The organism is Streptomyces anthophorae, from assembly GCF_049310305.1.
Lineage (GTDB): Bacteria > Actinomycetota > Actinomycetes > Streptomycetales > Streptomycetaceae > Streptomyces.
The window spans coordinates 5,147,665-5,172,349 of sequence record NZ_JBLWQQ010000001.1; the positions used below are offsets into that span (position 1 = coordinate 5,147,665).

30 protein-coding genes and 1 pseudogene are annotated in these 24,685 nt (G+C 68.1%); 19 read left to right on the forward strand and 12 right to left on the reverse strand.

What is annotated here, in order from left to right; all coding sequences use genetic code 11:
* Nucleotides 1-46: 46 nt before the first annotated feature.
* Together kaiC and ACNYS0_RS23435 are read left to right on the forward strand one after the other, a co-directional pair.
* Nucleotides 47-1,588, forward strand: a complete 1,542-nt coding sequence (kaiC, locus tag ACNYS0_RS23430) for a circadian clock protein KaiC (protein WP_422476442.1) — start codon at nt 47-49, stop codon at nt 1,586-1,588.
* A complete protein-coding gene (locus ACNYS0_RS23435) occupies nt 1,581-2,657 on the forward strand; it encodes a PAS domain-containing sensor histidine kinase (RefSeq protein WP_422476443.1) in 1,077 nt (358 codons plus the stop codon). Before kaiC ends, ACNYS0_RS23435 begins: the two co-directional genes overlap by 8 nt.
* A gap of 29 nt (nt 2,658-2,686) precedes the next feature.
* On the opposite strand, the gene ACNYS0_RS23440 is transcribed toward ACNYS0_RS23435, so the two are convergent.
* Together ACNYS0_RS23440 and ACNYS0_RS23445 are read right to left on the reverse strand one after the other, a co-directional pair.
* A complete protein-coding gene (locus ACNYS0_RS23440) occupies nt 2,687-3,571 on the reverse strand; it encodes a hypothetical protein (RefSeq protein WP_422476444.1) in 885 nt (294 codons plus the stop codon).
* 67 nt (nt 3,572-3,638) lie between these two features.
* A complete protein-coding gene (locus ACNYS0_RS23445; RefSeq protein ID WP_422476445.1) occupies nt 3,639-4,511 on the reverse strand; it encodes a hypothetical protein in 873 nt (290 codons plus the stop codon).
* Nucleotides 4,512-4,802: 291 nt separating this feature from the next.
* Here ACNYS0_RS23445 and ACNYS0_RS23450 point away from each other — a divergent pair, with 291 nt between their 5' ends.
* The 4 genes from ACNYS0_RS23450 (at nt 4,803) to ACNYS0_RS23465 (ending at nt 6,939) form a co-directional block, all read left to right on the forward strand.
* Entirely contained in the window at nt 4,803-5,285 is a 483-nt protein-coding gene (locus tag ACNYS0_RS23450; protein ID WP_422476446.1) for a GNAT family N-acetyltransferase, read from the forward strand.
* Between the two features lie 105 nt (nt 5,286-5,390).
* Nucleotides 5,391-5,939: an NUDIX domain-containing protein gene (locus ACNYS0_RS23455; RefSeq protein ID WP_422476447.1), complete on the forward strand. Its 549-nt coding sequence runs from the start codon at nt 5,391-5,393 to the stop codon at nt 5,937-5,939.
* A gap of 35 nt (nt 5,940-5,974) precedes the next feature.
* Nucleotides 5,975-6,289: a hypothetical protein gene (locus ACNYS0_RS23460; RefSeq protein WP_422476448.1), complete on the forward strand. Its 315-nt coding sequence runs from the start codon at nt 5,975-5,977 to the stop codon at nt 6,287-6,289.
* 47 nt (nt 6,290-6,336) lie between these two features.
* Nucleotides 6,337-6,939, forward strand: a complete 603-nt coding sequence (locus ACNYS0_RS23465) for an HAD family hydrolase (protein ID WP_422476449.1) — start codon at nt 6,337-6,339, stop codon at nt 6,937-6,939.
* A gap of 69 nt (nt 6,940-7,008) precedes the next feature.
* On the opposite strand, the gene ACNYS0_RS23470 is transcribed toward ACNYS0_RS23465, so the two are convergent.
* From ACNYS0_RS23470 to ACNYS0_RS23490, 5 genes are all read right to left on the reverse strand, one after another.
* Nucleotides 7,009-7,275 (reverse strand): hypothetical protein, encoded by a 267-nt coding sequence (locus tag ACNYS0_RS23470; RefSeq protein WP_422476450.1) that lies wholly within the window; start codon nt 7,273-7,275, stop codon nt 7,009-7,011.
* 23 nt (nt 7,276-7,298) lie between these two features.
* Entirely contained in the window at nt 7,299-7,436 is a 138-nt protein-coding gene (locus ACNYS0_RS23475) for a hypothetical protein (protein WP_422476451.1), read from the reverse strand.
* Between the two features lie 335 nt (nt 7,437-7,771).
* Nucleotides 7,772-8,290 carry an NUDIX hydrolase gene (locus tag ACNYS0_RS23480; RefSeq protein ID WP_422476452.1) on the reverse strand — a complete coding sequence of 173 codons (519 nt, stop codon included), beginning with the start codon at nt 8,288-8,290 and terminating at the stop codon, nt 7,772-7,774.
* Nucleotides 8,291-8,430: 140 nt separating this feature from the next.
* Nucleotides 8,431-9,063: a class I SAM-dependent methyltransferase gene (locus ACNYS0_RS23485; protein ID WP_422476453.1), complete on the reverse strand. Its 633-nt coding sequence runs from the start codon at nt 9,061-9,063 to the stop codon at nt 8,431-8,433.
* A 76-nt stretch (nt 9,064-9,139) separates the two neighbouring features.
* Nucleotides 9,140-9,682, reverse strand: a complete 543-nt coding sequence (locus ACNYS0_RS23490) for a glycine-rich domain-containing protein (RefSeq protein ID WP_422476454.1) — start codon at nt 9,680-9,682, stop codon at nt 9,140-9,142.
* A gap of 329 nt (nt 9,683-10,011) precedes the next feature.
* Here ACNYS0_RS23490 and ACNYS0_RS23495 point away from each other — a divergent pair, with 329 nt between their 5' ends.
* Complete coding sequence (locus ACNYS0_RS23495) at nt 10,012-10,794, forward strand: helix-turn-helix domain-containing protein (protein ID WP_422476455.1); 783 nt, start codon at nt 10,012-10,014, stop codon at nt 10,792-10,794.
* A gap of 657 nt (nt 10,795-11,451) precedes the next feature.
* Nucleotides 11,452-11,580 (forward strand): hypothetical protein, encoded by a 129-nt coding sequence (locus tag ACNYS0_RS23500; protein ID WP_422476456.1) that lies wholly within the window; start codon nt 11,452-11,454, stop codon nt 11,578-11,580.
* A 228-nt stretch (nt 11,581-11,808) separates the two neighbouring features.
* Here the strand turns inward: ACNYS0_RS23500 and ACNYS0_RS23505 are convergent, their stop codons facing one another.
* On the reverse strand, nt 11,809-12,126 hold the full coding sequence (locus tag ACNYS0_RS23505; protein ID WP_422482925.1) for a hypothetical protein: 318 nt from the start codon (nt 12,124-12,126) through the stop codon (nt 11,809-11,811).
* A 21-nt stretch (nt 12,127-12,147) separates the two neighbouring features.
* A pseudogene (locus ACNYS0_RS23510) lies at nt 12,148-12,459 on the reverse strand (HNH endonuclease); the annotation flags it as partial.
* 371 nt (nt 12,460-12,830) lie between these two features.
* On the opposite strand from ACNYS0_RS23510, the gene ACNYS0_RS23515 reads away from it, so the two are divergent.
* Nucleotides 12,831-13,280 (forward strand): hypothetical protein, encoded by a 450-nt coding sequence (locus ACNYS0_RS23515; RefSeq protein ID WP_422476457.1) that lies wholly within the window; start codon nt 12,831-12,833, stop codon nt 13,278-13,280.
* 2,117 nt (nt 13,281-15,397) lie between these two features.
* On the opposite strand, the gene ACNYS0_RS23520 is transcribed toward ACNYS0_RS23515, so the two are convergent.
* From ACNYS0_RS23520 to ACNYS0_RS23530, 3 genes are all read right to left on the reverse strand, one after another.
* A complete protein-coding gene (locus ACNYS0_RS23520; RefSeq protein WP_345743345.1) occupies nt 15,398-15,874 on the reverse strand; it encodes a hypothetical protein in 477 nt (158 codons plus the stop codon).
* Nucleotides 15,875-16,160: 286 nt separating this feature from the next.
* Nucleotides 16,161-17,441, reverse strand: a complete 1,281-nt coding sequence (locus tag ACNYS0_RS23525) for a hypothetical protein (RefSeq protein ID WP_422476458.1) — start codon at nt 17,439-17,441, stop codon at nt 16,161-16,163.
* 397 nt (nt 17,442-17,838) lie between these two features.
* A complete protein-coding gene (locus tag ACNYS0_RS23530) occupies nt 17,839-18,354 on the reverse strand; it encodes a helix-turn-helix domain-containing protein (protein ID WP_422476459.1) in 516 nt (171 codons plus the stop codon).
* 214 nt (nt 18,355-18,568) lie between these two features.
* Between ACNYS0_RS23530 and ACNYS0_RS23535 the strand changes: the two genes are divergently transcribed.
* The 10 genes from ACNYS0_RS23535 to ACNYS0_RS23580 all read left to right on the forward strand — a co-directional run bounded on the left by ACNYS0_RS23535 (nt 18,569) and on the right by ACNYS0_RS23580 (nt 24,666).
* Nucleotides 18,569-19,006 (forward strand): helix-turn-helix domain-containing protein, encoded by a 438-nt coding sequence (locus tag ACNYS0_RS23535; RefSeq protein WP_422476460.1) that lies wholly within the window; start codon nt 18,569-18,571, stop codon nt 19,004-19,006.
* A gap of 90 nt (nt 19,007-19,096) precedes the next feature.
* Nucleotides 19,097-19,621, forward strand: a complete 525-nt coding sequence (locus ACNYS0_RS23540) for a hypothetical protein (RefSeq protein ID WP_422476461.1) — start codon at nt 19,097-19,099, stop codon at nt 19,619-19,621.
* The gene (locus tag ACNYS0_RS23545; RefSeq protein WP_422476462.1) at nt 19,618-19,944 is read left to right on the forward strand and encodes a hypothetical protein; all 327 of its coding nucleotides are present in this window, start codon (nt 19,618-19,620) and stop codon (nt 19,942-19,944) included. The genes ACNYS0_RS23540 and ACNYS0_RS23545 overlap by 4 nt, the downstream gene beginning before the upstream one ends.
* Before the next feature lie 91 nt (nt 19,945-20,035).
* Nucleotides 20,036-20,695 carry an HNH endonuclease signature motif containing protein gene (locus tag ACNYS0_RS23550; protein WP_422476463.1) on the forward strand — a complete coding sequence of 220 codons (660 nt, stop codon included), beginning with the start codon at nt 20,036-20,038 and terminating at the stop codon, nt 20,693-20,695.
* The gene (locus ACNYS0_RS23555; RefSeq protein ID WP_422476464.1) at nt 20,692-21,582 is read left to right on the forward strand and encodes a PD-(D/E)XK nuclease-like domain-containing protein; all 891 of its coding nucleotides are present in this window, start codon (nt 20,692-20,694) and stop codon (nt 21,580-21,582) included. Before ACNYS0_RS23550 ends, ACNYS0_RS23555 begins: the two co-directional genes overlap by 4 nt.
* A complete protein-coding gene (locus ACNYS0_RS23560) occupies nt 21,579-22,406 on the forward strand; it encodes a hypothetical protein (protein ID WP_422476465.1) in 828 nt (275 codons plus the stop codon). Before ACNYS0_RS23555 ends, ACNYS0_RS23560 begins: the two co-directional genes overlap by 4 nt.
* Complete coding sequence (locus tag ACNYS0_RS23565; protein WP_422476466.1) at nt 22,403-23,179, forward strand: DNA cytosine methyltransferase; 777 nt, start codon at nt 22,403-22,405, stop codon at nt 23,177-23,179. The genes ACNYS0_RS23560 and ACNYS0_RS23565 overlap by 4 nt, the downstream gene beginning before the upstream one ends.
* A gap of 82 nt (nt 23,180-23,261) precedes the next feature.
* Complete coding sequence (locus ACNYS0_RS23570) at nt 23,262-24,143, forward strand: helix-turn-helix domain-containing protein (protein ID WP_422476467.1); 882 nt, start codon at nt 23,262-23,264, stop codon at nt 24,141-24,143.
* The gene (locus ACNYS0_RS23575; protein WP_422476468.1) at nt 24,140-24,373 is read left to right on the forward strand and encodes a hypothetical protein; all 234 of its coding nucleotides are present in this window, start codon (nt 24,140-24,142) and stop codon (nt 24,371-24,373) included. The genes ACNYS0_RS23570 and ACNYS0_RS23575 overlap by 4 nt, the downstream gene beginning before the upstream one ends.
* A complete protein-coding gene (locus ACNYS0_RS23580; protein WP_422476469.1) occupies nt 24,373-24,666 on the forward strand; it encodes a DUF6011 domain-containing protein in 294 nt (97 codons plus the stop codon). Before ACNYS0_RS23575 ends, ACNYS0_RS23580 begins: the two co-directional genes overlap by 1 nt.
* The last annotated feature ends 19 nt before the right edge of the window (nt 24,667-24,685 follow it).

Below are 24,685 nucleotides of genomic sequence, written 5' to 3' on the forward strand. Positions count from 1 at the left end.
AACCGACGGCAGCCAGGGGCCCCCTCCGAGGGTTCCCATCCCCAGGGTGCCCACCGGCATCAACGGCTTCGACCAGATCGCCCTCGGCGGCCTGCCCGAGGGACGCTCCACGCTGGTGGCCGGCTCGACCGGCAGCGGAAAGACACTGTTCGCCATCGAGTTCCTCGCACGCGGCGTACAGGACCAAGGCGACCCCGGAGTGTTCGTCACCTTCGAGGAGAGCCCCGGCGGCATCCGGACCAACGCCGCCTCCCTGGGCTTCCCGATCGAGGAGTGGGAGCGGGCCGGGACGTGGGTGTTCGTCGACGCGTCGTCGGGCACCGCCCGCGAGACGCCGACGATCGGGTCCTACGACCTGGCCGCGCTGGCGGCACGGATCGCGCACGCCGTCCGCAGGACCGGCGCCCGCCGGGTCGCGCTCGACTCGATCGGCGCGATCCTCACCAACTTCACCAGCGCCGGGGGCATCCGCCGTGAGGTGCACCGGATCGTCTCGGCCCTGGACTCGCTCGGTGTGACCACCGTGGTCACCGTCGAGCGGGACGCGGAGTACACCAGCGTGTCCCGCTTCGGCGTCGAGGAGTTCGTCCCGGACAACGTCATCGTCCTGCGCAACGTCCTGCGCCAGGAGCGGCGCCGCAGGACCGTCGAGATCGTCAAGTTCCGCGGCACCACGCACCGTACCGGCGAATGGCTCTTCACCATCGGCCCCAGGGAAGGCATCGTGATCATGCCGCTCGCCTTTCTGCGGCCACGGGAGCGCGCGTCGACGCAACGGGTCTCCTCCGGCAACGCCGGCCTGGACGCCATGTGCGGCGGCGGCTTCTTCCGGGACTCGATCGTGCTGCTCACCGGGCCCACCGGCACGGGCAAGACGCTGTCGAGCCTGTTCTTCGCGGCTGCCGCCGTCGAAGCGGGGGAGCGGTGCCTGCTCCAGAGCTTCGACGAAACCCGCGACCAGCTCGCCCGCAACGCCGCCGGCTGGGGGCTCGACCTGGACGCCATGGAAGCCTCGGGACTGCTGCGCGTCGTGTCCGAATACCCCGAAGTGAGTTCGCCCGAGGAGAGCTTCATGCGGGTGCGGCGCGTCATCGAGGAGTTCCGCCCCTCCCGCGTGTGCATCGACACCCTCTCCGCGCTCGAACGCGTCGTGAACTCGCGCGCGCTGCTCGACTTCGTCATCTCCCTGGGCGCGGTGCTGCGCCACCACGAGGTCACGACCCTGCTCACCTCGGCCCCCACCGGCCGGGTCCCCCCGACCGTCGCACCGGCGATCGCGATGGAGGTCACCAGCCTCACCGACGTGACGATCCTGCTGCGCCACGTGGAGGCCCACGGCGAGATACAGCGCGCCATCGCGGTGCTGCAGACCCGCGGTTCCGCCCACGACACCGGCATCCGCCGCTACGAGATCGACGGCTCCGGCCTGCACATCGGCGAACCGATGCACGGCCCGTCCAACGTCCTCGGCACGGCCGACTCGCCGCCCGGTACGCCGGCACAGCACGACCCGTCGACCGGCGGAGCGCAGTGGAGCCCGCGGGACACGCGGGATCCCGGCAAGGATGCACACGATCCTGATGGCTGACGCCGGCCCGCCGTCGGGGTCCCCGACCGACGAACCCGCCGGGGCCGAACCGCGGCACAGCGCGGACACCGGGCCGCGCGCCCACCCCGTCCAGGCGGTCGTGGACGCCGCGCCCGACGGGATCGTCGCGGTCGACGAGGAGGGCCTCATCCGGCTCTGCAACCCGGCGGCGGCCGAACTGTTCGGCCGCCCGGCGGACGAACTCCTCGGCCTCCCCTTCGGCTTCCCGCTCGCCGCCAGGGAACCGGCGGAGATCGACCTCGTCCTGCCCTCGGGCTCGGGACGCGTCGTCGAAATGCGGGTCACGGCGACGCGCACGCCCGACGACCGCCTCCACGTCGCGATGCTGCGGGACGTCACGGAGCGGCGCCGGACGCAGCACGCGCTCGAAGCGGCGCTCGCCCGCCAGGACACCGTCATCGCCGTCACCGCGCACGAACTGCGCAACCCGCTGGCCACGATCGGCGTGCTGGCGCACACGCTGCGGGACGAGCACAACCGGCTGACCGACAAGCAGCGGGCGGAGATCGCGGGCCGCATCATCGACGCGACGGCGTGGTTGCAGACCCTCGTACGCAAGCACCTGGCCGCGGCGAGAATCGACGGAAACGCCGTCGACGCCGCGCCGCGGCCCGTCCCCGTCCTGGAGTTCATCCTCGAACAACTGGGCGCGATGGACGAGGACGCCCTCCAAGTGGAGGTGGACTGCGCGCCCGACGTCGTGGCGTTCGTGGACCGGGGCGACCTGGCCGAAATGCTGGTCAACTACCTGGAGAACGCCTTCACTTACGGCGGCCCTCCGATCGGCATACAGGTCACGGCGGTGGCAGGGCACATCGACCTCCGGGTCCACGACGGCGGCCCCGGAGTCCCGCCCGAGGCCGTCCCCCGCCTCTTCCAGCGCTTCGGCCGCGCGACCCACGCGCATGGGCCGCAGGGCACGGGCCTCGGCCTGTGGATCGTCCGCATGCTGGCGCGGGCCGGGGGCGGGGACGCGTGGTACGAACCGGGGTCGGCCGAGGACGCGGGCGCGGCCCCAGGTTTCCACCTGAGGCTGCGCCGCGCGTGACTGCTTCTTCGTGTTCTTCGTGAGCGTGGCTACTTCTTCGTGAGCTGGAGCGGTCCGCTGTAGCCGGCCGTGATCGTGTGGCCGTAGAACGGGTCCTTGCCGGTGGTGCTCGCGATCACGGTGGCGCCCCCGCGCTGGAAGGGCACGCCGCTGGTGGAAGCGGCGGAGGCCGTCCACGCGGTGGGCTCACCGGGCACGCAGTCGACCTGGGTGCGGTAGGTGCCGCGGGTGGTCACACCGTCCAGGGTCTGGCTCACCGTCCCGTACGTGTCGAGGGCGACGGGCTCGGTGCAGGTGACGGTGCCGTGCACGAGCGCGCGCCCGCTGACCGGGTCGGCGACCGCGTCCGGGGCGACGTCGAGCCCCAGCGCGGTCTCGGCGGGCGGCTCCGGGTTGCTCAGGTGGACCTCGCCGCGCACCGACTCCGTGGCACCGGGGCAGTGCTGCTCGAAGGTGGCGTCGAGCTGCTTCACGTAACCGTGGGCGCGGATGTCCGCGTCCTGGATGGTGAAGGACCCCTCGGCGAGGCAGTCCCGGCCGTCGCCGCGCAGCTCGACCCACGGCTGGCTCGCGTCCGGGTTGGCCGCGGCGCCGGTGTAGGTGCCGGGTGCCAGCGGCTGGACGTCACCGGCGGGCGTTTCGAGGTGCAGGGCCCAGCTGCTGCCGTCGGCCCCGTCGACGAACACGCCGACGCCGGTCGGGACGCCGTTGGTGAGGTAACCCTGCGCGGTGAGCCCTTCGGCGTAGGCGTACGACTGCCCGCCGCTGATGTACTCACCGGCGTCCCCGCTGAAGGCGAAACTGCCGGACTCGACGTCATAGGCCTCGGCGGTCCCGACGCCGAACGCTCCGGAGAGGAGCGCGGTGGCGGCGAAGGCGGTGACGGTACGGGCGATGACGCGTCTGTATCTCACGAATCTCCAAATAGTGGTCGGAGAAGGCTAGTTGGCTCATATGTACGGGAGGGGGTGCGGCCACTCGTCATTTGCGCAGCGACACGACGGTGGTGGCTGCGGGGTCGGTGACGACCGTGTGCCCGTACACCGGGTCGGCCGCCTGGGCCTTGTAGCCGACGGAGGCGTCGCCCTTGGCGAAGGGGACGCTCCCGGTGGCGGTGCCGACGGCGGACCAGGCGACGGGCGCGCCCGGGGTGCAGGCGACATGCGTGTAGTACGTGGCGGTGGCCAGGGCGTCCTTGCCGACGACCTGCTCGATACGGCCGTTCACCAGGACGTCGTCGACGGGCTCGGAGCAGGTGACGGTGCCGCGCACGGTCGCCTTGCCGTCGGCGGACACGGAACCGGTGGCGTCGACATCCGCCGCGAGGCTCAGCTCGGCGGGCGGCGGCGGATTGGTGAGGTGGACCTGCCCGGTGAGCCCGGGAACGGTGTCCTTGCAGTTCTGCGCGAAGTTCGCGTCGAGGGCCTGGACGTACCCGCGGGGCCCGAGTTCGAGCCGGTCGATGCTGAACGTCCCCTCGGACTCGCACCCGTAGAACGTCCCGTCCACGGCCAGCTTGGCCCCGCCGAGGGAGGGTGTGTCGGTGGCCCCGGTATACGTCCCGACGGCGAGCTTCTCACCGCTCGGCGCCCCCATGGTGAGGTCCCACCGATCCCCGTTCGCGGCGAGCACGATGACGTGCACGGAGTTCTGCTCGTCGTTCCACCCGGCGTACATGGAGTCGCCCGACCCCGCGCCGTCGACGTACGAATAGGGATACCCGCCACCGACCGGGTCCCCGACCTCACTGACGACGTCGAACGTCCCGGACTCCACGTCGACCGCGTGCGCAGGCGCCCCCACGGCGAACGTCGTCGCGACCGCGGCCACCGTCAGAGCGACAGCGCGCGACACAGCATGCATGTTCAAGATCCCCCCAGGGGAATACGAAGACAGCCAAGCCCTGTGCGGGCTCTGGCCGTTGGGGGGCGGCTGGAGGAGTATGCCAACCCCATTGGATCTTCACAAGGAGGTCACAGGGGCAGGTGGCTTCCCGGGGCCCGGCGGGGGCGTTACGGTCCGGGTCATGGAGTGCTTTGCCGCTTGGCGTTCGCGGGCCTGAGGGCCCCCGTCTCTCCGCCGATTCCCCGGCCGGGAGCGGGCCGACCCATGCCCAACTCCCTTTGACGGCAAGAAAGGCACCCCATGCGTCTGCGTGCGTTCACCCGCGAGGACCTGGCTCCACTCACCGCCCTGACCATCGACACGTTCCGCCCGTTCTTCGAGGAGGTCTTCCGCCCCTTGATGGGCGAAACCATCTTCGCTGTGCAGCACGGCACTTGGCGCGACGACTACCGAGGGCAGGTAGCCGGACTCCACGCCCCAGAGCGTCACTCGTACGTCGCCGTCGCCGAGGTGGCAGGCGAGATCGCGGGCTACGTGGCGTGGTCGGTCGACCCGGACCGCCGACACGGCGAGGTCGTACTCCTCGCGGTCTCGCCCCAGCACCGACGACACCACCTGGGCGCCGCTCTGTGCGAGCACGCCTTCGAGCGGATGCGCCTGCTCGGAGCGGAGATCGTGGAGATCGCCACCGGCGGAGACCTCTTCCACGCCCCGGCGAGGGCCCTGTACGAGCGGCTCGGGTGCACCCCGAATCCGGTGGCCGTGTACTTCCGACGGCTCTAGCTTCGGGAGCGCGGTGCGGGTGGCGTAATCAAGCACGGGGGCGGGGCACCCACGGGGTAGTTCTTGTGGTCGGATGGAAAGCGTGCCAGGCGAGAGGACGGCAGCGTGTCAGCGTGGCGGAACTTGGGCGAGCGCACCGTGTACGAGAACCGGTGGGTGCAGGTGAACATGGCCGACGTTGAGCTTCCGGACGGCCGGCACCTCGACCACACCGTGATCCGCCTCCGCCCCGTCGCCGTGGCCACCGTCGTCAACGAAGCCAACGAGGTGCTGCTCCTGTGGCGCCACCGCTTCATCAACGACGCGTGGGGCTATGAACTCCCTTCCGGCGGGACCGGCGAAGGCGAGGACCCGGCGGCCGCGGCGGCGCGCGAGCTCGAGGAAGAGACCGGATGGCGCCCCGGCCCCATGCGGCTGCTCCTCGCGGTCGACCCGATGCCGGGCATCTCGACGTCGCACCACCGCGTGTACTGGTCCGACTCCGCGGAACAGGTGCGTGAAATCCCGCTGGACGACTTCGAGTCGTCGCGTCGCGAGTGGGTGTCACTGAAGAAGATCCCGGACCTGATCGCCCGAGGAGAGATCCGCTCGGCCAACGCGGTCGCCGCGCTCCTCATGCTGCACGGGCAACGTATCGGGGGCGTGGAAGGGTGAAGCACGTACCGGGAGTCGAAGGGGGCGGGGGAGGCGTGGCTGATCTGGAGCGTATCGAAGCGGAGGTCGTGGCGTACTTTCGATCCCTTGACGAGGCTGCCACCTCGCGGTGCCACTATCGCTTCGCCGATGAAGAGGGTGGCATGTGGTACCTCGAAGTCGTGCCGGACCGAGGCGAGTTGGCTGTCATCAAGCAAGCCGAGCTGACTTCGGAAGGCCGACTCCATCGGTACAGCTGGGAGCACCTGGGGGACGAGCACGGCTGGCTGACGGATCAGGCCGTCGACCCTGACGAGGACCAGTTGGAGGCCATCTCGGCCGAGGAGTTCCACCGGGTGTGGGCCCGGTGACAGGGCTGTCACAAGACGGCGGCGGGTGTGGAGGAGAGGGAGCTTGCATGGCTGATTCCTGCGTCATTCTCGACATCGGGGGCGTACTGGAGATCACTCCGGAGACGGGGTGGGTGCAACGGTGGGAACAGCGGCTGGAGTTGCCGCCGGGCACTGTTGATGAGCGGATGCACGACGTGTGGCGGGCCGGGAGCGTCGGAGGCATCAGCGAGCGAGAGGTGAACCAGCAGGTCGCGGCCCGCTTGAGGCTCGATGTCCCCTTGGCCGAAGCCTTCATGGCGGACCTCTGGGCGGAGTACCTGGGGACGCCGAACGAGGAACTCATCGACTATGTGCGTTCGCTGCGGGGAACCTGCCGGCTCGGCATCCTGAGCAACAGCTTCGTCGGCGCCCGGGAGCGGGAAACGGCGCTGTATCGCTTCGACGAACTGGTGGAGCAGATCGTCTACTCGCACGAGATCGGCATCGAGAAACCCGACTCACGTGCGTTCGAGGCCGCGTGCGCCGGCTTGGCCGTGCGGCCCGAGGACTGCCTGTTCATCGACGATGTCGCGGTGAACGTCGAGGCGGCGCGGGCAGCGGGTATGCAGGCGCACCTGTTTGAGGACAACCCGAGGACCGTCGCGCGCATCGCAGCTCATCTGGAGTGACGCCGGCCCGGCGGATCCACCGCCCCGGCGAATCCCACCTGGTTCGGCATTCGGCACCGGTTCGGCTGCTCAGCACTTCTTCTTCAGCACGTTGTAGAAGTCGTCGGCGAACTCGTCCCTGGACTCCTCCGACGGGTACTTCGGGATGCTGATGGGGTGCTGGGGGTCGTGCGCGCGGTAGGCCTCGCAGTACTCATGACGCTCGGCCTTGGTGCTCTCGTACCAGGCGCCTTCACCGGGCGTCCTGGGCGGACGCAGCTCGGGCTTCTCCTGCGCACACGCTGCGAGCAGGGCGGCGGACAGGACCGCCACGGTGGCTGTGCGGGCGCGGTTCATGGGGCCTCCATCGCGCATTCTCCCTAGAGCCGGCCTCGCCACCACGGCCCGTCCAGGCTCTCGGCCGGGATGACCTTGGCCCTCGCCAGAATCTTCGTGTCAAGGGCTCGCACCAGGGCGCGCAGCTCACGGGCGCTCTTCTTGGGCAGTGTCAGGAGCACGACTTCCAGGTGTTCACGGAAGTATGCGCCGTTGCACCCGCACTCGGGGATGCCGCAGTCCAAGCCTGTGAACCGGTCCGTCAGTTGCCTGAGTGGGCCATGGGCGAGCACCTTCCAGTGCCAGAACGCTTCCTCCGTGGCTTCGGGCCAGAAGCGGGTCCGCTCGAGCCGACGCAGGTCAGCCGTGCAGGAGCCTGAAAGGTGATCGATGAACGGGTACTTTCGCCGCCTCGGAGAGCGGACGGGGATACTGCCCCGCAGGGCTGATGGGCGCCTACGCGGCATTGCCCCTTCGGTGGTCGGTCATAGGGGGACGGTACCGAGGGATGTGGCGGTCAGCCATCGGATTCCCGGCGGCCCGAGCCCCCGAGGCCTTGCTTGATGTGCGGCGTCCTGCTCAGGCCGCGACGTGAAGCGGCGCATCGGTACCAAGCGGCAATGGACTGCTTATAGGCCTCGGGCATGGTCAGCCCTGGCACTTCGTCCGCAGTGAACATGCCGAGCTGCTTGTGCTCAGAGCTGACGACAGGTGCCCGTCCGGGCGTGAGTACGGTGCAGCCGTAAGTGACGATGAGGACCTTGCGGCCCGGAACGGGCTCGTAGATCCATACGCCGCCTTCGACCAGCGGACCGGCCTTGGCCTCCCAGCCGGTCTCCTCCTGGATCTCCCGCTCCAGCGCGGCCTGCGGACTGTCATCGGCGACAACGGCCCCGTCCGGACCGCCGATCTCCAGCCGTCCGCCGGGCAATTCCCATTCGTCGCGCTCGTTCTTGAGCAGCAACACGCGATCATTCGCGTCCAGGGCCACGCCCTTCACCGACACGGGCCACAGCGGCGGCACGTACTTGGTCACGGTTCCGGAACGTAGCACGCCATTTCAGCCCCTCACTCAATCCCGCGGAACAGGCCCTGCGCGACGTAGGCGACGGTGCCGCCGAAGATCCGCGAGGCGGACGGGATGGCGGCTCGTTCACGGCTTCGTACCCAGCGTCGCTACGCGGTTGCCCGGATCAGCATCGTTGCCGTGTTCTGGCCCGTCGGCGGGTCGATGACCTCGGCTTGTACGTCGGTGAAACCGTGGCGGTGCAGGAGCCCGGTCCACTCGGCGGGTGTGTGGTCGTGGCGCATGCCGGCCTTGCGGCCCGGCGTGAGTTCCTGGCTGCCTGCCGGGAGATGGGAGAACGCGAGGGTGCCGCCCTCGTTCATGCGGGCCCGTACGAGGGGCAGCAGCGTGTCCGGGTCCACGAACCAGACCGCGCCGAAGATGGACAGCACCACATCGAACGTGGCGGTCTCGGTGGTCAGGTGGTCGACGGCCTCGGCCGTACGGAAGTCCAGGCCCGGCAGGTGTCCCCAGCGTTCGCGTGCGGCGGCCTCGCGGCTCGGGGCGACGTCCACGCCCGTGCAGGCGGCGCCGAGCGTGGCCAGGTGGGCGAGGTTGTCGCCGTTCCCTGAGCCCAGCTCCAACACCCTCAGGCCCGCCAACGACGTACCGAGAACGCCCTCGTCGGGGCCGTGGTCCGGGTACTGCGTCCAGTTGAGCCACGTCGACCGCCCCCGCGCGTTCACCGCACGGCGCGGTGCGCGCTCCTTGGCGAAGCGGTCCCAGGTCTCGGCGAGCGACATGCGGACGGTTCCTCTCAGGGGGAAGGGGCCCGCCCCGAATGTAGAGGGACGGGCTCCAACTCTTGTGCTTTGCTGTCTACTTGCCCTTGCCCGTGTTGGGTGAGTCGGTGCACCCGGCATGGCATTGAGTGCACTTGACGCCCATGTTCCACAGCTCGCGGTCGACGGCGAAGCCAGCAGCTTCGATGGCCTTCACGGTCTGCTCAAGGACCATCGGTCGGCCCTCGGCCGCCTCCACCTTGTCGTCGTCGCTGACGCACGCCACGTCGCCCCCCTTCTTGCCGTCACCGCCGCCGTTGTTGGTGCACTGGACGCACAGGTCGGTTTCGAGTTCGGGGACGTGGTGGACGTACCGGCCGAAGTGCCCGTACGTGAACTGGTGGTACGGGATGGTGTCGAGCATGAACGAGTGGACACCCTTGTCCACCTCGGGGGACGGGCCAACGAGGAGGTCAGGGTTCTCTCCGGCTGTCACGAAGTAGGCGACGGTCTGGCCGAAGATGCGCTCTGCCTTCTCGATGCTGATCTCGGTGCCCCGCATGATCAGTGCTACTTGCCGCTCCCACACGGCCGAGGGAACGAACGTCTTCGGGTCGCGGACCTTCACGGCGGTGCTCATGCTGATGTGCCTCCACGCGATTGGGGATTCGTGGTGGTGCCTGGTGAGCGTCCTCCGCGTCGGCGGCAGACAGGGCAGGAGCACGGCGGCAACACGCTGGTCGCTATCGGCTCGTCGGAGCCCTCGCCTTCATAGAGGGTCCGTGAGGCGGTCTGACTGCCGTCGGCTCTCACCGTGTACACGCTGATCCGGATGGACATGGCTCCCATCTTCTGGACGCGCCACGACCATCGCGACGACGTTCCAGGCGTCCGAAAGGCGGCAAGTCGGCGTCACACGAAGGCGTCAAACCGGTGTCATTGGAGCGGGCGCGAGGCTAGCCTCGGACCATGACCACCACAGCACAGGTCCAGACGAACGACGTCCTGCGTGCCGTGCGAATCGGCATGCGGCTCTCGCAGGACGAGTTCGCGAACGGCCTCCGAAAGACCGGCAAGGACCTGGGCGAACCCAACGAAGCCAGCAAGCGCCTCGTACAACGATGGGAGTCGGGCCAGACCCGGACGTGCCGCCCGCTGTACGCCCGCGCGCTTCAGCGGTTCACGGGTCGACCCATCGAATCACTCGGGTTCGCGCTCGCCGTGCCTTCCTCCCGCGTCCACGAGGACGGCGCGGGCGGCCACGACATGGACGCCGGGGCGTCCGGCGTCCAGGAAGCGTCAGGGGCGCCCGAGACGGCGCCGGACGCCCAGGCCGTGGACTACTCGGGTATCTGGCTGAGCCGCTACGAGTTCTACTCCTCCGGCCGCGACACCTCGTACGAGGGCAAGCACCACGTCCTCGTCGTGCACCGGGGCAACCGGCTCACGGCCGAGTCGCTGCCGGGTGCGTCCAGTAACCCGGACAGTCCCCTGCACCTCGACCTCACGGCGGACCGGAACATCGTCACCGGGTCGTGGGTCGAGCAGACCGCTTCGGGCGGGTACTACCGGGGCGCCCGCTACCACGGCGCGATCCAGATGCTCATCGAGCCGACCGGACGCCGGATGGCGGGCAAGTGGGTCGGCTTCGGCAAGGACTTCGACGTGAACACGGGCCCGTGGGAACTGCGGCTGCTCGACACATCGACGTCCAAGGCCACTGTGGAGCGCTACTCCCGTCCACCGGAGTAGCCCGATCTCACGGGACGTGGGGCATGGTCGATTCGGGCGGTTGCGGTTGCGGTACTCCGATGCCGCACGAGGGCGGACCATCTGATGTTGGATCAGAACCATGGACTATGAGCCTTGGTTGGGTGTGCCCGACAGCCCAGCTCACCATGCCGTTGAACATGGCGACTTGGCGGAGCTGACGAGGTTGCTGGATACCGGCACCGATCCGAATGAGGTGTCCGGGAACTTGACGCTGCTCTTGCACGCCATCGACATGGAGGCAGACGGAGCGGCCCAGACCGGAGAACCTCTTGATGCCGCGTGTACTGCCGTGCTCCTTGCATACGGAGCCGACCCAGAACTTGCAGGCCCCAGCGGTAAGGTTCCGCGACTTTTCGCCTTCCACTACGGACACGGCCCGGCGGTCCGACTGCTGGAGGCGTACATCGCACGCCTCAAGCGGGAGCCAGTCCCAGATCCTTGCCCTCCACTTCTGCCTGCGGAGCCGGCGAATCGTCGGGCGACGGAGTAACCGGTGACCTTGGTCCCTCCCTACTCGCCAAACATGCATGTCACGGTGGATGCATGAACATGCACGGCCCTGTCCGGGGACACGACAGGTGGACCCGCCCACCAGTCGCAGTGCTTGCTGCGGTGTGCGCGCTCGGGGCCGCGATCATGGTGTGGAAACTGGGCGGCACCGACGCCGGCTTTGGCGCCGTGGTGGCCGGGATCCTGGGCTTCGTGGGCGGCGCCTGTCTCGGAACGAGGCTCTTCCCGGGGTACGACGAGGGCGACGACGAGTAGCTGCGACGCGGGCGAGTCGGCTTCCCGCCCCGCGGCTCCGTAGTACAGATGCCAGTAGGGCTCCGAAAATCCGGAGGTGAGGCCCCTACTGAGCTGGTGCCCGTCAAATTTCGACCTGTCGACACTCGATTTAGGAGTTCGATCAAGGCTCAGCTCGGCCGTAAGATTGTCTGAACGCTGTGGCTGAGCGAGATCATGCACGACTGCTGCTGTACGCAGGCGTTGATGTCAGTCTTGGATGTCAACCGACCGAGATTCATCAGCCTCCTGGCCTGTCTGCTGAACACGTCTGTTGATCTCATCGGCAGCTGCCTGAAGCACGGCGACACGTGTGCCTTGGCTGAATCCAACGCCGAAGTGGGTTCCTGCTCGGCCGAGGAGGTCCTGAAGGAGCTCCGAAACTCGCTCAGTTGCCCCCTCCTCCGAGATGACAGAGGCTAGGGCGTCCTTGAAATCCGGAGCCTTCTCCACTGCCGCAAACCAGGCTAAGAAGGTCTCAAGTTCCCTACTGGGGCGCTCTTCTCTGGTCGCGATCCAGCGAGCCATCTGGGCGGGGTCCGCCCAGTCTGGAGATTCTTGATGGCAAGGCCTACAGAGTAGGAGCAGGTTGCTCGCGTCGTCTGACCCGCCGAGGCTGCTGGGGATGATGTGGGCTCGTTCGAGATTGGCACGCTGCCATGAGGCTTGGGCAGTGGTTCGCTTCCATCGCTCTGAGAACCACCCGCAAGCGAAGCAACATGGCTCATCAAGCAACAGGTGTGGTGCGAAAACTTCCCTTCTCGGGCTTTCATTCCAATGCTGTGCAATTTTCCACTTACTTGGTACGGACATAGGCCCCCCTCTGTCGACTGCTCGTAGCATGCCAGCCACCTGTGACATCAGCCTGGGCTTGGCCGAGCAGCCGATAGATGTTGATCCTGCGAAGGCAGGGCGCTGTCAGCACCGCTTTAGGAGCGAGGTTGGGCGACTTGGCGGCTGACCTGCGCAAGGAGCAGTCCAGCGGATGTGGAGTACACCCCCCGCCGGCACCTGCCGTTCCCCGTGGCTCCCCGCTCGTTCTGGCACGGCTGTGGCACGAGGAACATCTAATCCGTAGCTCTATGAAGGTCGGTCGTGGGTGGTCATATCGGCCGCATCAAGGTCCTAAGCCGACGGGACAAGTTGCTGGCGGTTGCTGAAGTTGCGGTACTTCGCTGCTGTACTGCTGGCTGGGAGCACGAACCGCTCGCGCAGGAACCTGAGGGGGGCGCATGCAATGGTCGACGCTTGCAGCGACAGCCGTGGGCACGGTGCTTGGCGTGCTCGCCACGCTCCTTGCTGATCATGTCCGCTGGCGGCGCGACCGTTCGGAGCGGGATCGTGACACGCTGCGCGCCGCCTTCACGGCGTACCTCACGGCTCTTTCGACAGCCAAGGACGCATTTTCTCGGGCAGAGACTTCCCCTGAGCGTGTCGGCAAGGGGCACGTCGCGATCGCCGAACACGGTGTCTACGCAGCACAGCAACAACTGGAACTGGTGGCGCAACGGGCGATCGTCGACAGAGCCGCAAGCGCCACCCTGTCTGTGCTCGACTTTCACGACGCGGTGGCTGCTGGCCACGCCCCGAACTCCTCGGAGTACGTCAATGCTTGGCGATCCGCCCGCCAGACTCGGGCAGCGTTGACCGAGGAGATGCGGAAGGTTCTGCAGCGAACCTAAGGCGCCAAACGATTGCCAGAATCTCAGCTGGGTGTAGCTCCTCTGGAGGGATGGCCGCCGAGGAGAGTCACATCTGTCGGCCGGCCCGTGCAGGATCGGGGCTTCCCTGGAGCAGCACCACACCCCTATGGTCACAGCGGTATGGGACCTGGCAGAGAGCGCAAGGTGGGCGCGAGGCGCTTGTCGCGAACTCGACCGCTCGATGAAACGAGCCTCTGGTGGATTCTGCTCGGGGCCCTTGTCATGCTGTTTATGAGCTGGGGGATCTCTGGGTTCATAGCCCGTTGCGAGCCTGGCATCAGGGGTGACTGCGTTGCTCCGCACCACAGCGTCCCGTGGCCGTTTTGGGTGGTGTTTCTCGCAGTGATGCCGACGCTCGTGGTGGTGATCACGGGACTGGCCACGTGCCATTGGCCGCCTGCACTCGGCGTAGCGCTGGGTGGTATCGCTGGTGGGGTGTACGTGCTTGCCCAAGGACAGACGAGGCCGTCCATGATCACTGCGGGCATCGCGTTCGTCCTTGCCCTTGCGTCTCCCGCACTGACATGGCATCGCCGCCGACACCGAGCCCACACATGAACCTAGGCGGTCATCCCTCCAGAAGAGCCACACCCATCTCAGCTTGGGAAGCTCGGTTGATCTAGGGGGAGTTGAGCCCCTGACCTGCGAGGGAGCGCCTTAACGCCCCCTCGGCGCGGTCGACTTCATGCCTGCCGTTCCCCGTGGTTTCCCGTCCGATCTGGCACGGGTGTGGCACGGGCTTGAGTGGTGCGGCAGCCGACCCTTGTCGCACCCCGGGTCCCGGCCTTTACCGTGCGGACGACCTCGCCACCTAACAGGGTATGCCTTCTGATCCACAGTGCCCGGATCAGCTACTCACGGCCGCCGGGACCGCATGAAGGCTCCGGAGATCGCTATGGGCTGGCAGAGGTCACCCCAGTTGCGGGGCTACGTTGCCGTGCAGCCGTAGCGCGTGATGTCCGCCGCGAAAGCGGGAGCGGCTCCGCAGTCGGCTATCCAAGATCTGGACAGCGATTAGGACGATCACGGCTACCACCAGCCACGTTGCCTGGCGCAATATCGCGGACATGGTGTCGCCATTGATCACACAGCTCAGAATGGTGCCGAGCAAGATCAAAAAGCGGTTGCGGCTGTCAGTGCCGTGTGCGAGAGTGCGAGATGTAATGCCTCCGTTTTGGCGGAGCGCATTCCGGGCCAAGAGTGGATCCATAGTTCCCCTTCGGTTCATCGGTGAGGCGCCCTAACTTCTTCGCGGGAGGCGGGCGCCTCAGTCGTTTTGGGTGGCAGCGACGCTAGCGCATGGGACTGACATTCAGCTCCAACGGCCGCTTGCCGAGCGGGAGTTGCCTCGGCAGTGGTCGACCGTCGCCAATGTCGTTCCACCACTATTCACAACCCCGCAACCATTTCTGGCGAATCTCCGGAGTAGATGAACGCTCTGGCGCCAAAACGGATCATGCAGGAATTCGCTGACCTGCGGTTTCCCCTATTTGATCTGGTGACGAGCATCACGCTTGAGCGGGTGTTTCAACCCCCGTTTGTTGAACACCTTGATTTGTTAGTGGCACCCCTTATTCTGAAGGGTTTGCCCGGCGAGGGTTGCAGGAGAATTCCCGATCATCCAGGGTTGTCAGTGGAGCCCCTTATGATGAGAGGTTTTCCCGGAGCCTCATTTCCGGTCTCCACAGTCCTACGGCACGACACTGACAAATAGGTGGCCGGAGTCCGCTTAGTCGTCGGGGTTGGTGAGTCGCGCGGTACTCCATCCCGTCCGCCGTCGACCTACACGGATGTGGAGCGGGCGTGGCCCCTGGCGTCCAGTTGGAGCGCGCCACTGTACGAACGACCTGGACACCAGGGGCCACGTCTGCTCGGCTTTGCCTGGGTCGACGGTGGACGGGATGGGAGCTCCCCGCAACCAACGACGTGCCCGCACTCGGCAGCGCGACCCCCGGCCCCCGGTGCCGGCCGATCCCCCGCCGGAGGCATCGTCTTTGACCGAGGCCGGTGTGCGTCGGGTGCTCGACTCATGCTCCCGGCTAACCGGCGGAGCGGAGCGCAGCCGGTCTTGATGAAGTAGGGAAAGTTCTATCGCGCTACGGCCCCGTGGCCGCCAGAGCTTCACGGTTGGCTGCGAGGCACTGCATCAGGTCGCTCATCGAGCACTCGATCCGGGCGCTGGGGATCGGATCGAAGTCTGTGATCTCCGGTGCCGTTGCACGGTAGTTGGAGGGTTCGATGCCCCACCCCTCTGCGAGGCTCCAGCCGGCCTGGACGTCCGCTGCGCACCCGTCTGCCGATGAGACACGCAGCCAGGCCGTGCACTGGTCCGAGAAGTCGTAGGGCAAGTAGGCGACGCCTCCTGCAACCCGCAGCTCGTCGACCTGCTCCAGCCATTGGTCCAGCAGGCGGGCCAGACTCGCGCCGAGGTGCCGCAGCGCGGTGGGTGACTCGTCGATGGCGAGGTAGTACGAATCGCATCGGTGACGGTACGAGGCAATACGCAATTGCAGGTCGTTGTGGGCGCCCTTCGTGGTTCGCCGCTCGAACCTGAGAGCAAGAGGCGCGGGCATGCTCCCCCTAACGTGCGGTGACGGTGAGGCGACGACCGCTGTGGCTTCGGGCATGTGGGCCCGCCCCGTCGCGGTCGTCAGTGACCGCGCGCGTTGATGTCAGCTGTAGATGCCAAGGGCCCCGGACCGTGACCGGTCCGAGGCCCTTGAACTGGTGCCCCCGGCAGGATTCGAACCTGCGACACCCGCTTTAGGAGAATGGCGCTTTGGGGCGGGAACGCTGCTGGCCACCTCGTCTATGGGCCGCTCAACGTAGATCGTTTAGGAGCGATTTAGGAGCGAGCCGCTACGGGTGCTTCACCAGGTCCACGCGATCCCACAGTGTGCGGAGTCCGGCGTTCGCCATCGCCTCCCAGAATACGGCCTCGAGCCCCTCGATGCGCTCGGCCCGCATTGCGGGTGTCGGTTTCTGGTAGTGCCGCTTGATGCCCGGCCGGCGGTGCCCGGCCGCCTCGAATGCGAGTGGCTCCTTCACTCCCAGCTCGGACTGCAGGGTGTCGTGCAGCGCGCGCAGCGCCCGCATGTCGAGGCCCTCGCAGATCGGGTCCCACGCCTCCCGATACGCGACGCCCCGCCGCCTCGTTCGCTCCTCGCGCCCGTCGCATGCCGGCCGGAACGTCCGAGCCCAGTTGCCGCGGCGCCACGGCTTGCCGCTGTCCGTAGCGAACGGCCGCTCGTGCGGCCAGTCGTCCAGTTGCCAGCGCAACAGGCGGGCCAGGAACGGAGGCACGTCGATGTCGCGGGTGCTGCCGTCGTTCTTCGTCGGCTCCAGCTGCAGCACGTAGCCCAGCTTGTTCCCTTGCTCGTCGCGACGCTGGTACTCGGCGTACTCCTCGACGACGCGCAAGACCGGACAGACGAACTCGCCGGCACCCCACTGTTGGCGCCGCCACAGCAACGTGTTGTCCCGATGCAGGCCGAGGCCCTCGCCCCACCGCAGCCCGGAGAAAGCGGTCGTGAGGATGTGGGTACCTCGAGCGGGGCCGAGCCGTTCGGCGATACGCACCGCGTCCTCGGGCCGCACCCCGCCATCGCGCCGGATCTTTGGCGGCCGGGGTCGGGCCGCCTCGCCCGAGGTGTCCCGAGTGCGGCGCCGGCCGAACAAGGGGTTGACTGTGATGTACCCGGCATCCATCGCACCCGTCATGATCGTCGACATGAGGGAGACGCAGTGCCCGCGGCTCACGTCCTCGATCGTCATGGACTGCTGCCACGAGTCGACGTCGAACCATGTGATCGCGCCGAGCGGCACGTCCTTCCAGCGCGGCAGGATGTGGTTGTCGAGCCGATCCCAGCGCGTGCCGCCGGTGCGGCCGCGCTTTCGCCGGGACGCCATGAAGATCGTGGCGAACTCGCCGAACGTCGTAGCCCGTTTCGTTGGGTCGATCCAGACGCCCGCCTTGATGAGGCGCTCCTGCTCGACGCCCCACGCCCGGGCCAGCTTCTGCGTGTCGAACCCCGGCTCGGTGCACTTCTTGCCGCTCGGGTCGCGGTAGCAGGCACGCCACGTGAACTGCTTCGTCTGTTTCCCGTCCCGAACCTTGTAGACCTTCTCTGCATACGCCACGGCGCAACCCCCTCGACTTCCCCGCTGTGATGGTGAGTTCAGACCGCGATCGCGTGGGGCGCATGCGCGGCGCAGGTCCGGGCGGTTCGCAAGTTGAGGCGGGGGTCGACTCTCGTTAGTGCCTCATCGACGGCCTGGGCGCCGTAGCGGGTCAGTCCGCTTCGCCTGAACAGCGATGCGTCGGTGAGGACTTCGAGGTGATCGGGGGTGCGCTCAAGGTCGATGAAGACCTGGGTACTGCGGGGCATACCCACCACACAGATCAGACGCACACAGAATTTGACGCACACCAGCACCACCCCTGTCCGAATGGTGGCCCCCTGGTCAGCGTCCGGTCATGGTTCCACACTTTCGGGGCAGTTGTGGACCCTTTGTACGTAGGGGGACACGCGAGCTGCTATGAGCCTTCAGCGGCTGCTGGGGGCTCTGTGGCATCTCCTTCTTCGAGGCTCGCCCGCTTCCGGTTCCAGGCGCGCAGCTCCTCGAGCAACTCCTCGGCCGCGACGCCCGGTTCGCCTTTGACGACGATGACCGCGCGGCCCTTCTCGCCGATCTTGATCACAGCGGTGTCGAGTAGCTCGCCGTCGTCCGACAGTTCGTGAACGATCCGCAGCGGCAGGCGCCTGTCCTCGAGGTCCGCGTCGGCCGGCGTCGAGTCCGGGGCCTCGGCATGGATCAGGGTCCGCTCGCCGCCGCCGAGCACCTGCTCGACAGAGCCGTCGGTCCAGTGCAACAGCGCCGCGTACTGACGGATCGTGCGCGTGGGCTTGCTGTACTCGTGCCCGCGCTCAATCGCCTGGATCGAGGAGAGTCCTGCGTCCAGTGCGTCAGCGGCTTCCTGCTGTGTCAGGCCCTGCCGCCTGCGGTCGCGCTTCAGCGTGGCGCCGAGGAGTGCCCAGTCGTCTCGATCCATGGCTCACCATCATGCCTCATATCTGAGACTGATGGGACGCCACTTCTGAGCCTTTGACCTGCGCATTAGCAGTCGTTTCAGGACTGGGTGGACGCATCATGCGCCCCGCATATGCACTCTGGCGCCATTCGGTGAGACAGATGGGGCCTCAGTTTCTGAGGGTGTGTACTCAGAATGCTTGACCTTGTACTCAGGTTGCACTTAGATTCTGAGCGTGAGACCGAACGGAACCCGCATCCGGGACCTCAGAAATGAGCGTGGTCTGAGTCTGCGTGCACTTCAAGAGCAGACCGGAGTCCACCGCAGCTACTTGTCGCGGCTGGAAACCGACCAGATCAAACGCCCCGAGCCGGAACGACTCCGCGCGGTCGCCGACGCCCTCGCCGTCGACATCGGCGACATCACCCACCAAGGAGACGCCGTGCCCCGGAAGCGCACGACGCAAGTTGTGGACGAGACCGCGCTCCGCCGCTGGACCCCGCAGGAGGTCGTTGACCTGCAGCTCCTGCCGTTCACCAGCGTGCGAACGCTCAAGGCGAAGTGCCATGCCCGAAAGATCTGGCACCACCAGGACAACGGGCGCATCACCTTCACCGCCGACGACATCAAGCGGAACAACGAGGCGAGCCAGGTCTCGCCCGTCGCCGCCTGACCTCGCCCCAGAAACGCCGATGGCCGCTCCGACTGGCAGGCCCGAGCGACCACGACCGGCAACCCCAACCAACGATCAAGAGAGGTCACCGTGACCGACATCATCGCAGACCACCGCGGCGAGTACATCGCCGGACTGCGCGCGCTCGCCGACACCTTGGAGTCGACGCCGACCATGCCGTGCGCGGACAGCGAGCGCATCCTGCTGCCGCTGGGCGCGAACTCGGCTGTCGAGGAAGTCGCAACTACGCACGGGCTGAGCGTGCAGTACACCGAGCACGGCAACGCGTACACGGACCTGGTGTTCGGGCCGATCACGTACCACGTGTACGGCTACGTCGACTTCACGGCGCACGTGGCGCAGCAGGACGAGAAGCACGCCCGCACGTGGGCCAAGCGGCACGGTATGGAGATCCAACCGGTCGAGCAGCCGACCACCCAGTTCAAGGCAGTGCCGCTGAACGAGGTGCAGTTCTGCGGCAGCCAGTGCCCCGAGCACATGGAGCACAAGTGCCAGCGATCGCCGGGCCACCAGCCGGGCATCTGCCGCGACGAGAAGCAGAAGGGCACGGAGTCCTGCACGTGGGACCCGGCCCGGTCGGTGGTGATCGCGTGAACTGCCGCGCGATCAACGCGGCGGCCGGGGTCATCCTCGCCGCGCAGGAGCAGGGCCGTCTCGCCGCCGGCATCGCGCTCGCCCTCGACTCCGCCAGACTCCTCAACTCCCCCGAGCAGGCCGCCGAGTTGCAGCAGCTGCGCGAGCGGGTCGCCGACCTCGAGGCCGAGCGCGCCGAGTCGCGGCCCGTCGACGAGGACCCCATCGCCTACGCCCTCACCTCCGTGGCCGAGCCCCTGCTCACCGACGACGTGGCGCCGCAGGTGCGCAAGCTGCGCGCGCTGCTCGCCGGACAGCAACAGCAGACGGGCGGTGCCCTGTGATCGGAACCGTGCTCCTGATCATCGCCATCGCCATGGCGCTGTACGCCCTCGGCTCCGCCGTGGTGTGCCGCCTGACCAAAGGAGGTCGCCGGTGATCAGCACCGAGACCAGACGCGGCTACCTGCTCGCCGCGCTCGTCACCGACGGCCAGGCCGTCACCGTCGCCCGCGCCGTGCAGCTGCTCGACGGCTCCCCGTGGCCGACGGCCGGCCGGAACACCGCTCGTAAGGACCTGCGGGCGCTCGCGCTCGATGGGTTCCTGGTCGCGATCGATAAGCCCGGCCGCCGTACGTACCTCGTCGACCGGTTCTGGGCCAAGGTGCAGATCGGCACGGCCGCCGAGTGCTGGCAGTGGACCGCCGCCGTCAACCCCAAGACGGGATACGGGCAGTTCAGGATCGGCGGCACCATGCGGGGCGCGCACACCATCGCCGCTGTGTACCGGCACGGGCCCGTCCCGACCGGGCACGTCGTCGACCACGAGTGCCACACGGACGCCTGCCCCGGCGGCGACCAGTGCCTACACCGCTCGTGCGTCAACCCGCACCACCTCGCCGTCGTGACGATCGCCGAGAACACGAGGCGCGGCATGGCGCCCTCGGCGGTCGCCGCCCGGGAGAACCGGTGCACGGCCGGCCACGAGTTCACGCCCGAGAACACGATCAACAAGACCGACGGGCACCGGCGTTGCCGTACGTGCTTCAACGCCTGGCAGCGCGCCCGCTACGCCGCCAAGGGGGTGGCCGCGTGACGACGACCGTGCAGGCCGGGGCTCAGGCCCCGGCCTCCGGCCCGGCCCCGATCACTGAGCCCGGCCTCTACGAGATGAGCAACGAGGAGTACCACTCGCACCGGTACGCCCTGTCGTCCAGCGGCGCGCGCCGCCTGCTCGCCCCGTCGTGCCCGGCAATCTTCCGGTGGGAGCAGGACAACCCGCAGCCTCCGAAGAAGGTGTGGGACATCGGGAACGCCGCGCACAAGCTCGTGCTCGGCGAGGGCCCTGACTTGCAGCTCGTCGATTACGAGCGGTGGGACACCGCCGCCGCCAAGGCCGAGGTGAAAGAGGCCCGCGCCGTCGGCGCCGTGCCGCTCAAGCGCGCCGAGTACGAGCAGGTGCACGCGATGGCCGAGGCCATCCGCCGGCACCCGATCGCCTCGCTGCTGTTCGACCCCGCCCGCGGCACCCCGGAGCGGTCGCTGTTCTGGCGCGACGAGCGGACCGGCGTGATGTGCAGGGTCCGGCTCGACTGGCTGCCCGACGCCCGCGACGGTCGGCTGATCCTGGCGGACTACAAGACCTGCCGCTCGGCCGAGCCCGAGGCCCTGGCCAAGGCGATGCACGAGTTCGGTTACCACCAGCAAGACGACTGGTACCGGCGCGGCGCCCGCGCGCTGGGCCTCGCCGCGGCCGACGCCGCGTTCGTGTTCGTGTGCCAGGAGAAGACTGCGCCGTACGTCGTGACCGTGTTCGAGGCCGACGTGTTCGCCCGCCGCATCGGTGCCGCCCGCAACCGCCGCGCCCTCGACACCTTCACCGAGTGCACCGCCTCCGGCCGCTGGCCCGCCTACCACGACGACATCGTGCCCCTGCCCCTGCCCGTGTGGGCGGAGAAGCGTGACACCGAGGAGTACCTGTGAACAACCTTCCCGAGCAGTACGCGGCTCCGGCCGCGCCCGCCCCTCAGTTCGTCGGTCAGGGCACCGCGGTTGAGCAGTCCCGCGCCGTCGCCGAGGTTCAGGCCGCGGTCATCGTCGCCCGGCAGTTCCCTCGTAACGAGGCGCTCGCCGTGCAGAAGATGACCACGGCTTTCCGGCAGCACGACCTCGCGTCCCGCTCGTTCTTCCGCTTCAACCGCGGCGGCTCGAACGTGTCCGGCGAGACGATCCAGTTCGCGAAGGAGCTGGCCCGCTGCTGGGGCAACCTGCACCACGGCGTTCACGAGCTGCGCCGTGACGACGTGGCCGGCGAGTCCGAGATGCAGGCGTGGGCCTGGGACTTGGAGACCAACGAGCGCGCGTCCACGACGTTCATCGTGCCGCACACCCGCTACACCAAGACCAACGGCAGCACGCGTCTTGAGGACCCGCGCGACGTCTACGAGTCGAACAGCAACAACGGCGCCCGCCGCCTCCGGGAAATGATCTTCACTGTGCTGCCGTCCTGGTATCGCAACCAGGCTCGAGCCACCGCGACCAACACCATCGAGAACGGCGCCGGTGACAAGCCGCTGTCCGAGCGCACGGCCGAGGCCATCGCAGCGTACGAGGAACTCGGGGTCACCCTCGCCCAGTTGGAGACGCACCGCGGCCGCGAGTCCGGGAAGTGGACGAACCCCGACCTGGCCGAACTCCACATCGTCTACGAGTCCATCCGCCGCAGCGAGACGACCGTGCCCGCCGAGTTCCCACAGGCCCACGTCACCGCCGCCGAGGTCAAGCAGCAGGCCGGGAGCGGGTCGTGAACGTCGTCTCCCTGTTCTCCGGGATCGGCGGCATCGAACTGGGCTTGGAGCAGGCCGGCATGACGACCGTCGCCCAGGTCGAGGTCAACCCGTTCTGCCGGCAAGTGCTAGCCCACCACTGGCCGGAGGTCCCCCGCCATGACGACGTACGCACCTTCGCCGCCTGGTGGGACTCCGAGCCCCGGCCCGAAGTCCACGTCGTTGCCGGCGGATTCCCCTGCCAGCCCTTCAGCATCGCCGGAAAGCAGCTCGGCATCGCCGATGAGCGATGGATGTGGCCCGCAATGGCTTCCGTTGTGCGCCACGTACGACCCCACTACGTCTTCGTGGAGAACGTCGCCGACCTTGTTCGAGACACCGACGCCTTCGGATGGCTCCTCGGTGACCTGGCCGCTGACGGGCTCGATGCGGAGTGGCGAGTGTTTTCAGCGCCCGAGTTCGGCGCCCCTCAGGCTGCCCGTGAACGGGTCCTCCTCGTGGCCCACTCCCAGGGCCTCAATGGGACCCCACGGGATCGCATGGTCCCGCGCGGAGAGCGGCGATCACCGCTCGCAGCTAGAGGACTACATGGCCTTTCTGTGGCTGCGCGAGGGCAGGCCGCGCGTCAGTGGCTTGAAGCCGAACCCCGAGTGGATCGCCTGGTTGATGGGGTTCCCCACCAAGTGGAGCAGCTTGCCGGATACGGCAACGCCGTCATCCCCGCAGCCGCCGAGCACATCGGCCGACTGATCGTTGCCGACTACGCGGACGCGCTTGTGCCCGCGGCTCTGTAACTGCACCCGCACACGGCCCCGGGGCGGGGTGACCAGCCACACCTCCGCCCCGGGCGCCCGACCCATAGAGAGAAGCGTCGAGTTGAGCACTGAGGAGCGCGTGCAGTCCGTGCGCAACGCCTGGACCAACGCCCTGCGGGCCGAGGTTCTGCGCGTGGGCCGGACTGTGCCCGAGGTGGCGCGCGTCGCCACAGTCGGCGTGTGGATCGCCACGTACGCCGACGCCGACGGGTCCAACGCGTTCCCCTCCCGCGCCACCCTGGCCACGCTCGCCGGATGCTCGCAGGAGACCGTCACCCGGGCCGTGAAGGTCCTCATGGGCGTGGACATGCTGGAGCGGAAGCGCCGGCCGAACGCCTCGTCGATGTACCAGCTGGCCATGCCGGTCGGGCGCATCGACTGGGGCGAGCACATCCACCACATGACGGACACCCGGCAGCGGAAGGCCCACGCGAAAGCCAAGGCCGCGAAGCTGGCCGACGCTGCGCGGACAGCGTCCGAGGACGCTGTGGAAAACCCTGGGGACAACAGCACGGACAGCGTCCACGGACGTCATCCGGACAGCGTCCGCAGCGGGGGTTCCGAAACCCCTGGCCAGGATCCGGACAGCGTCCACGGACGCCCCCGGACAACGTCCACGGACGCGTTCCGGACAGCGTCCGCAGCGGGGGTCTACCAGTACCTACCTACCTCCGGTAGGGACCCCCTCCCCGACCACACTCCGATGGGTTTCCCAACTCAGCCACAGACGCGCGCGGGCGGGGCCGAGCAGAAAGACGAGTCATCGACGGGTGAGAGGCAGGCGGGCGAACCGGCGGACGCCGCGCTCGCAGCGGTGCAGGCCCGCGAAGTGCTCACCCGCTGCGAGGAACCCGACTGCGACATGCCCCTGCCTTACGGCCGGACCGGACTCTGCCAGGGCTGCGCCGACTACCAGGCCACCTCCGAGAGGAACGCGTCATGACTCCACACGATCGCCTCGCAGCCGAGGAGGTCCCCACCGGCACCTTCGGGCACGCGCGCCCCCCACGCCCCGCAGACGCTCGCGTGCGGCCCGGCCCCACCTGGAGCGCCACCGAGCAAGCGCAGCACTGCGCCGACCTGCTCGCCGCCATCGACGGATGGGTGTGGGGCGACAACCGCCGCGCCGACGAGCGCCGACACCTCCGCCTCATCGAGGACGAGGCCGCCTGATGCCGGCCTGGACCTCGGCCCCGGTCGACGAGCCCACGCACGACGGCCGCCCCGTCGCCGACGTGCCGCTGCCGGGCGACCCACCCCCGTCCAAGCGCCGCTGCATCTGCGGCCGCCGCCTCACCGACCCGATCTCCCGGGCCCGCGGCCTCGGCCCCAAGTGCTACCGGCGCCTGCACGGTGCCGCCGAGCGCCGACCGGCCGCAACGCCCCCGCCGCCCGTGCCCGGCCCCGCCATCGAGGGCCAGGCCGAACTTCCCCTCACCGACCAACCCGCCCTCTGGTCCCTCTGACCACCACCAAGGAGAAGCA

Bases quoted from the DNA above. Each gene is read 5' to 3' on its own strand.
- ACNYS0_RS23435 (WP_422476443.1), top strand. From the start codon at position 1,581: ATGGCTGACGCCGGCCCGCCGTCGGGGTCCCCGACCGACGAACCCGCC.
- ACNYS0_RS23450 (WP_422476446.1), top strand. From the start codon at position 4,803: ATGCGTCTGCGTGCGTTCACCCGCGAGGACCTGGCTCCACTCACCGCC.
- ACNYS0_RS23465 (WP_422476449.1), top strand. From the start codon at position 6,337: ATGGCTGATTCCTGCGTCATTCTCGACATCGGGGGCGTACTGGAGATC.
- ACNYS0_RS23470 (WP_422476450.1), bottom strand. From the start codon at position 7,275: ATGAACCGCGCCCGCACAGCCACCGTGGCGGTCCTGTCCGCCGCCCTG.
- ACNYS0_RS23485 (WP_422476453.1), bottom strand. From the start codon at position 9,063: ATGTCGCTCGCCGAGACCTGGGACCGCTTCGCCAAGGAGCGCGCACCG.
- ACNYS0_RS23490 (WP_422476454.1), bottom strand. From the start codon at position 9,682: ATGAGCACCGCCGTGAAGGTCCGCGACCCGAAGACGTTCGTTCCCTCG.
- ACNYS0_RS23495 (WP_422476455.1), top strand. From the start codon at position 10,012: ATGACCACCACAGCACAGGTCCAGACGAACGACGTCCTGCGTGCCGTG.
- ACNYS0_RS23500 (WP_422476456.1), top strand. From the start codon at position 11,452: ATGGTGTGGAAACTGGGCGGCACCGACGCCGGCTTTGGCGCCGTGGTG.
- ACNYS0_RS23505 (WP_422482925.1), bottom strand. From the start codon at position 12,126: ATGGCTCGCTGGATCGCGACCAGAGAAGAGCGCCCCAGTAGGGAACTT.
- ACNYS0_RS23515 (WP_422476457.1), top strand. From the start codon at position 12,831: ATGCAATGGTCGACGCTTGCAGCGACAGCCGTGGGCACGGTGCTTGGC.
- ACNYS0_RS23520 (WP_345743345.1), bottom strand. From the start codon at position 15,874: ATGCCCGCGCCTCTTGCTCTCAGGTTCGAGCGGCGAACCACGAAGGGC.
- ACNYS0_RS23530 (WP_422476459.1), bottom strand. From the start codon at position 18,354: ATGGATCGAGACGACTGGGCACTCCTCGGCGCCACGCTGAAGCGCGAC.
- ACNYS0_RS23575 (WP_422476468.1), top strand. From the start codon at position 24,140: ATGACTCCACACGATCGCCTCGCAGCCGAGGAGGTCCCCACCGGCACC.
- ACNYS0_RS23580 (WP_422476469.1), top strand. From the start codon at position 24,373: ATGCCGGCCTGGACCTCGGCCCCGGTCGACGAGCCCACGCACGACGGC.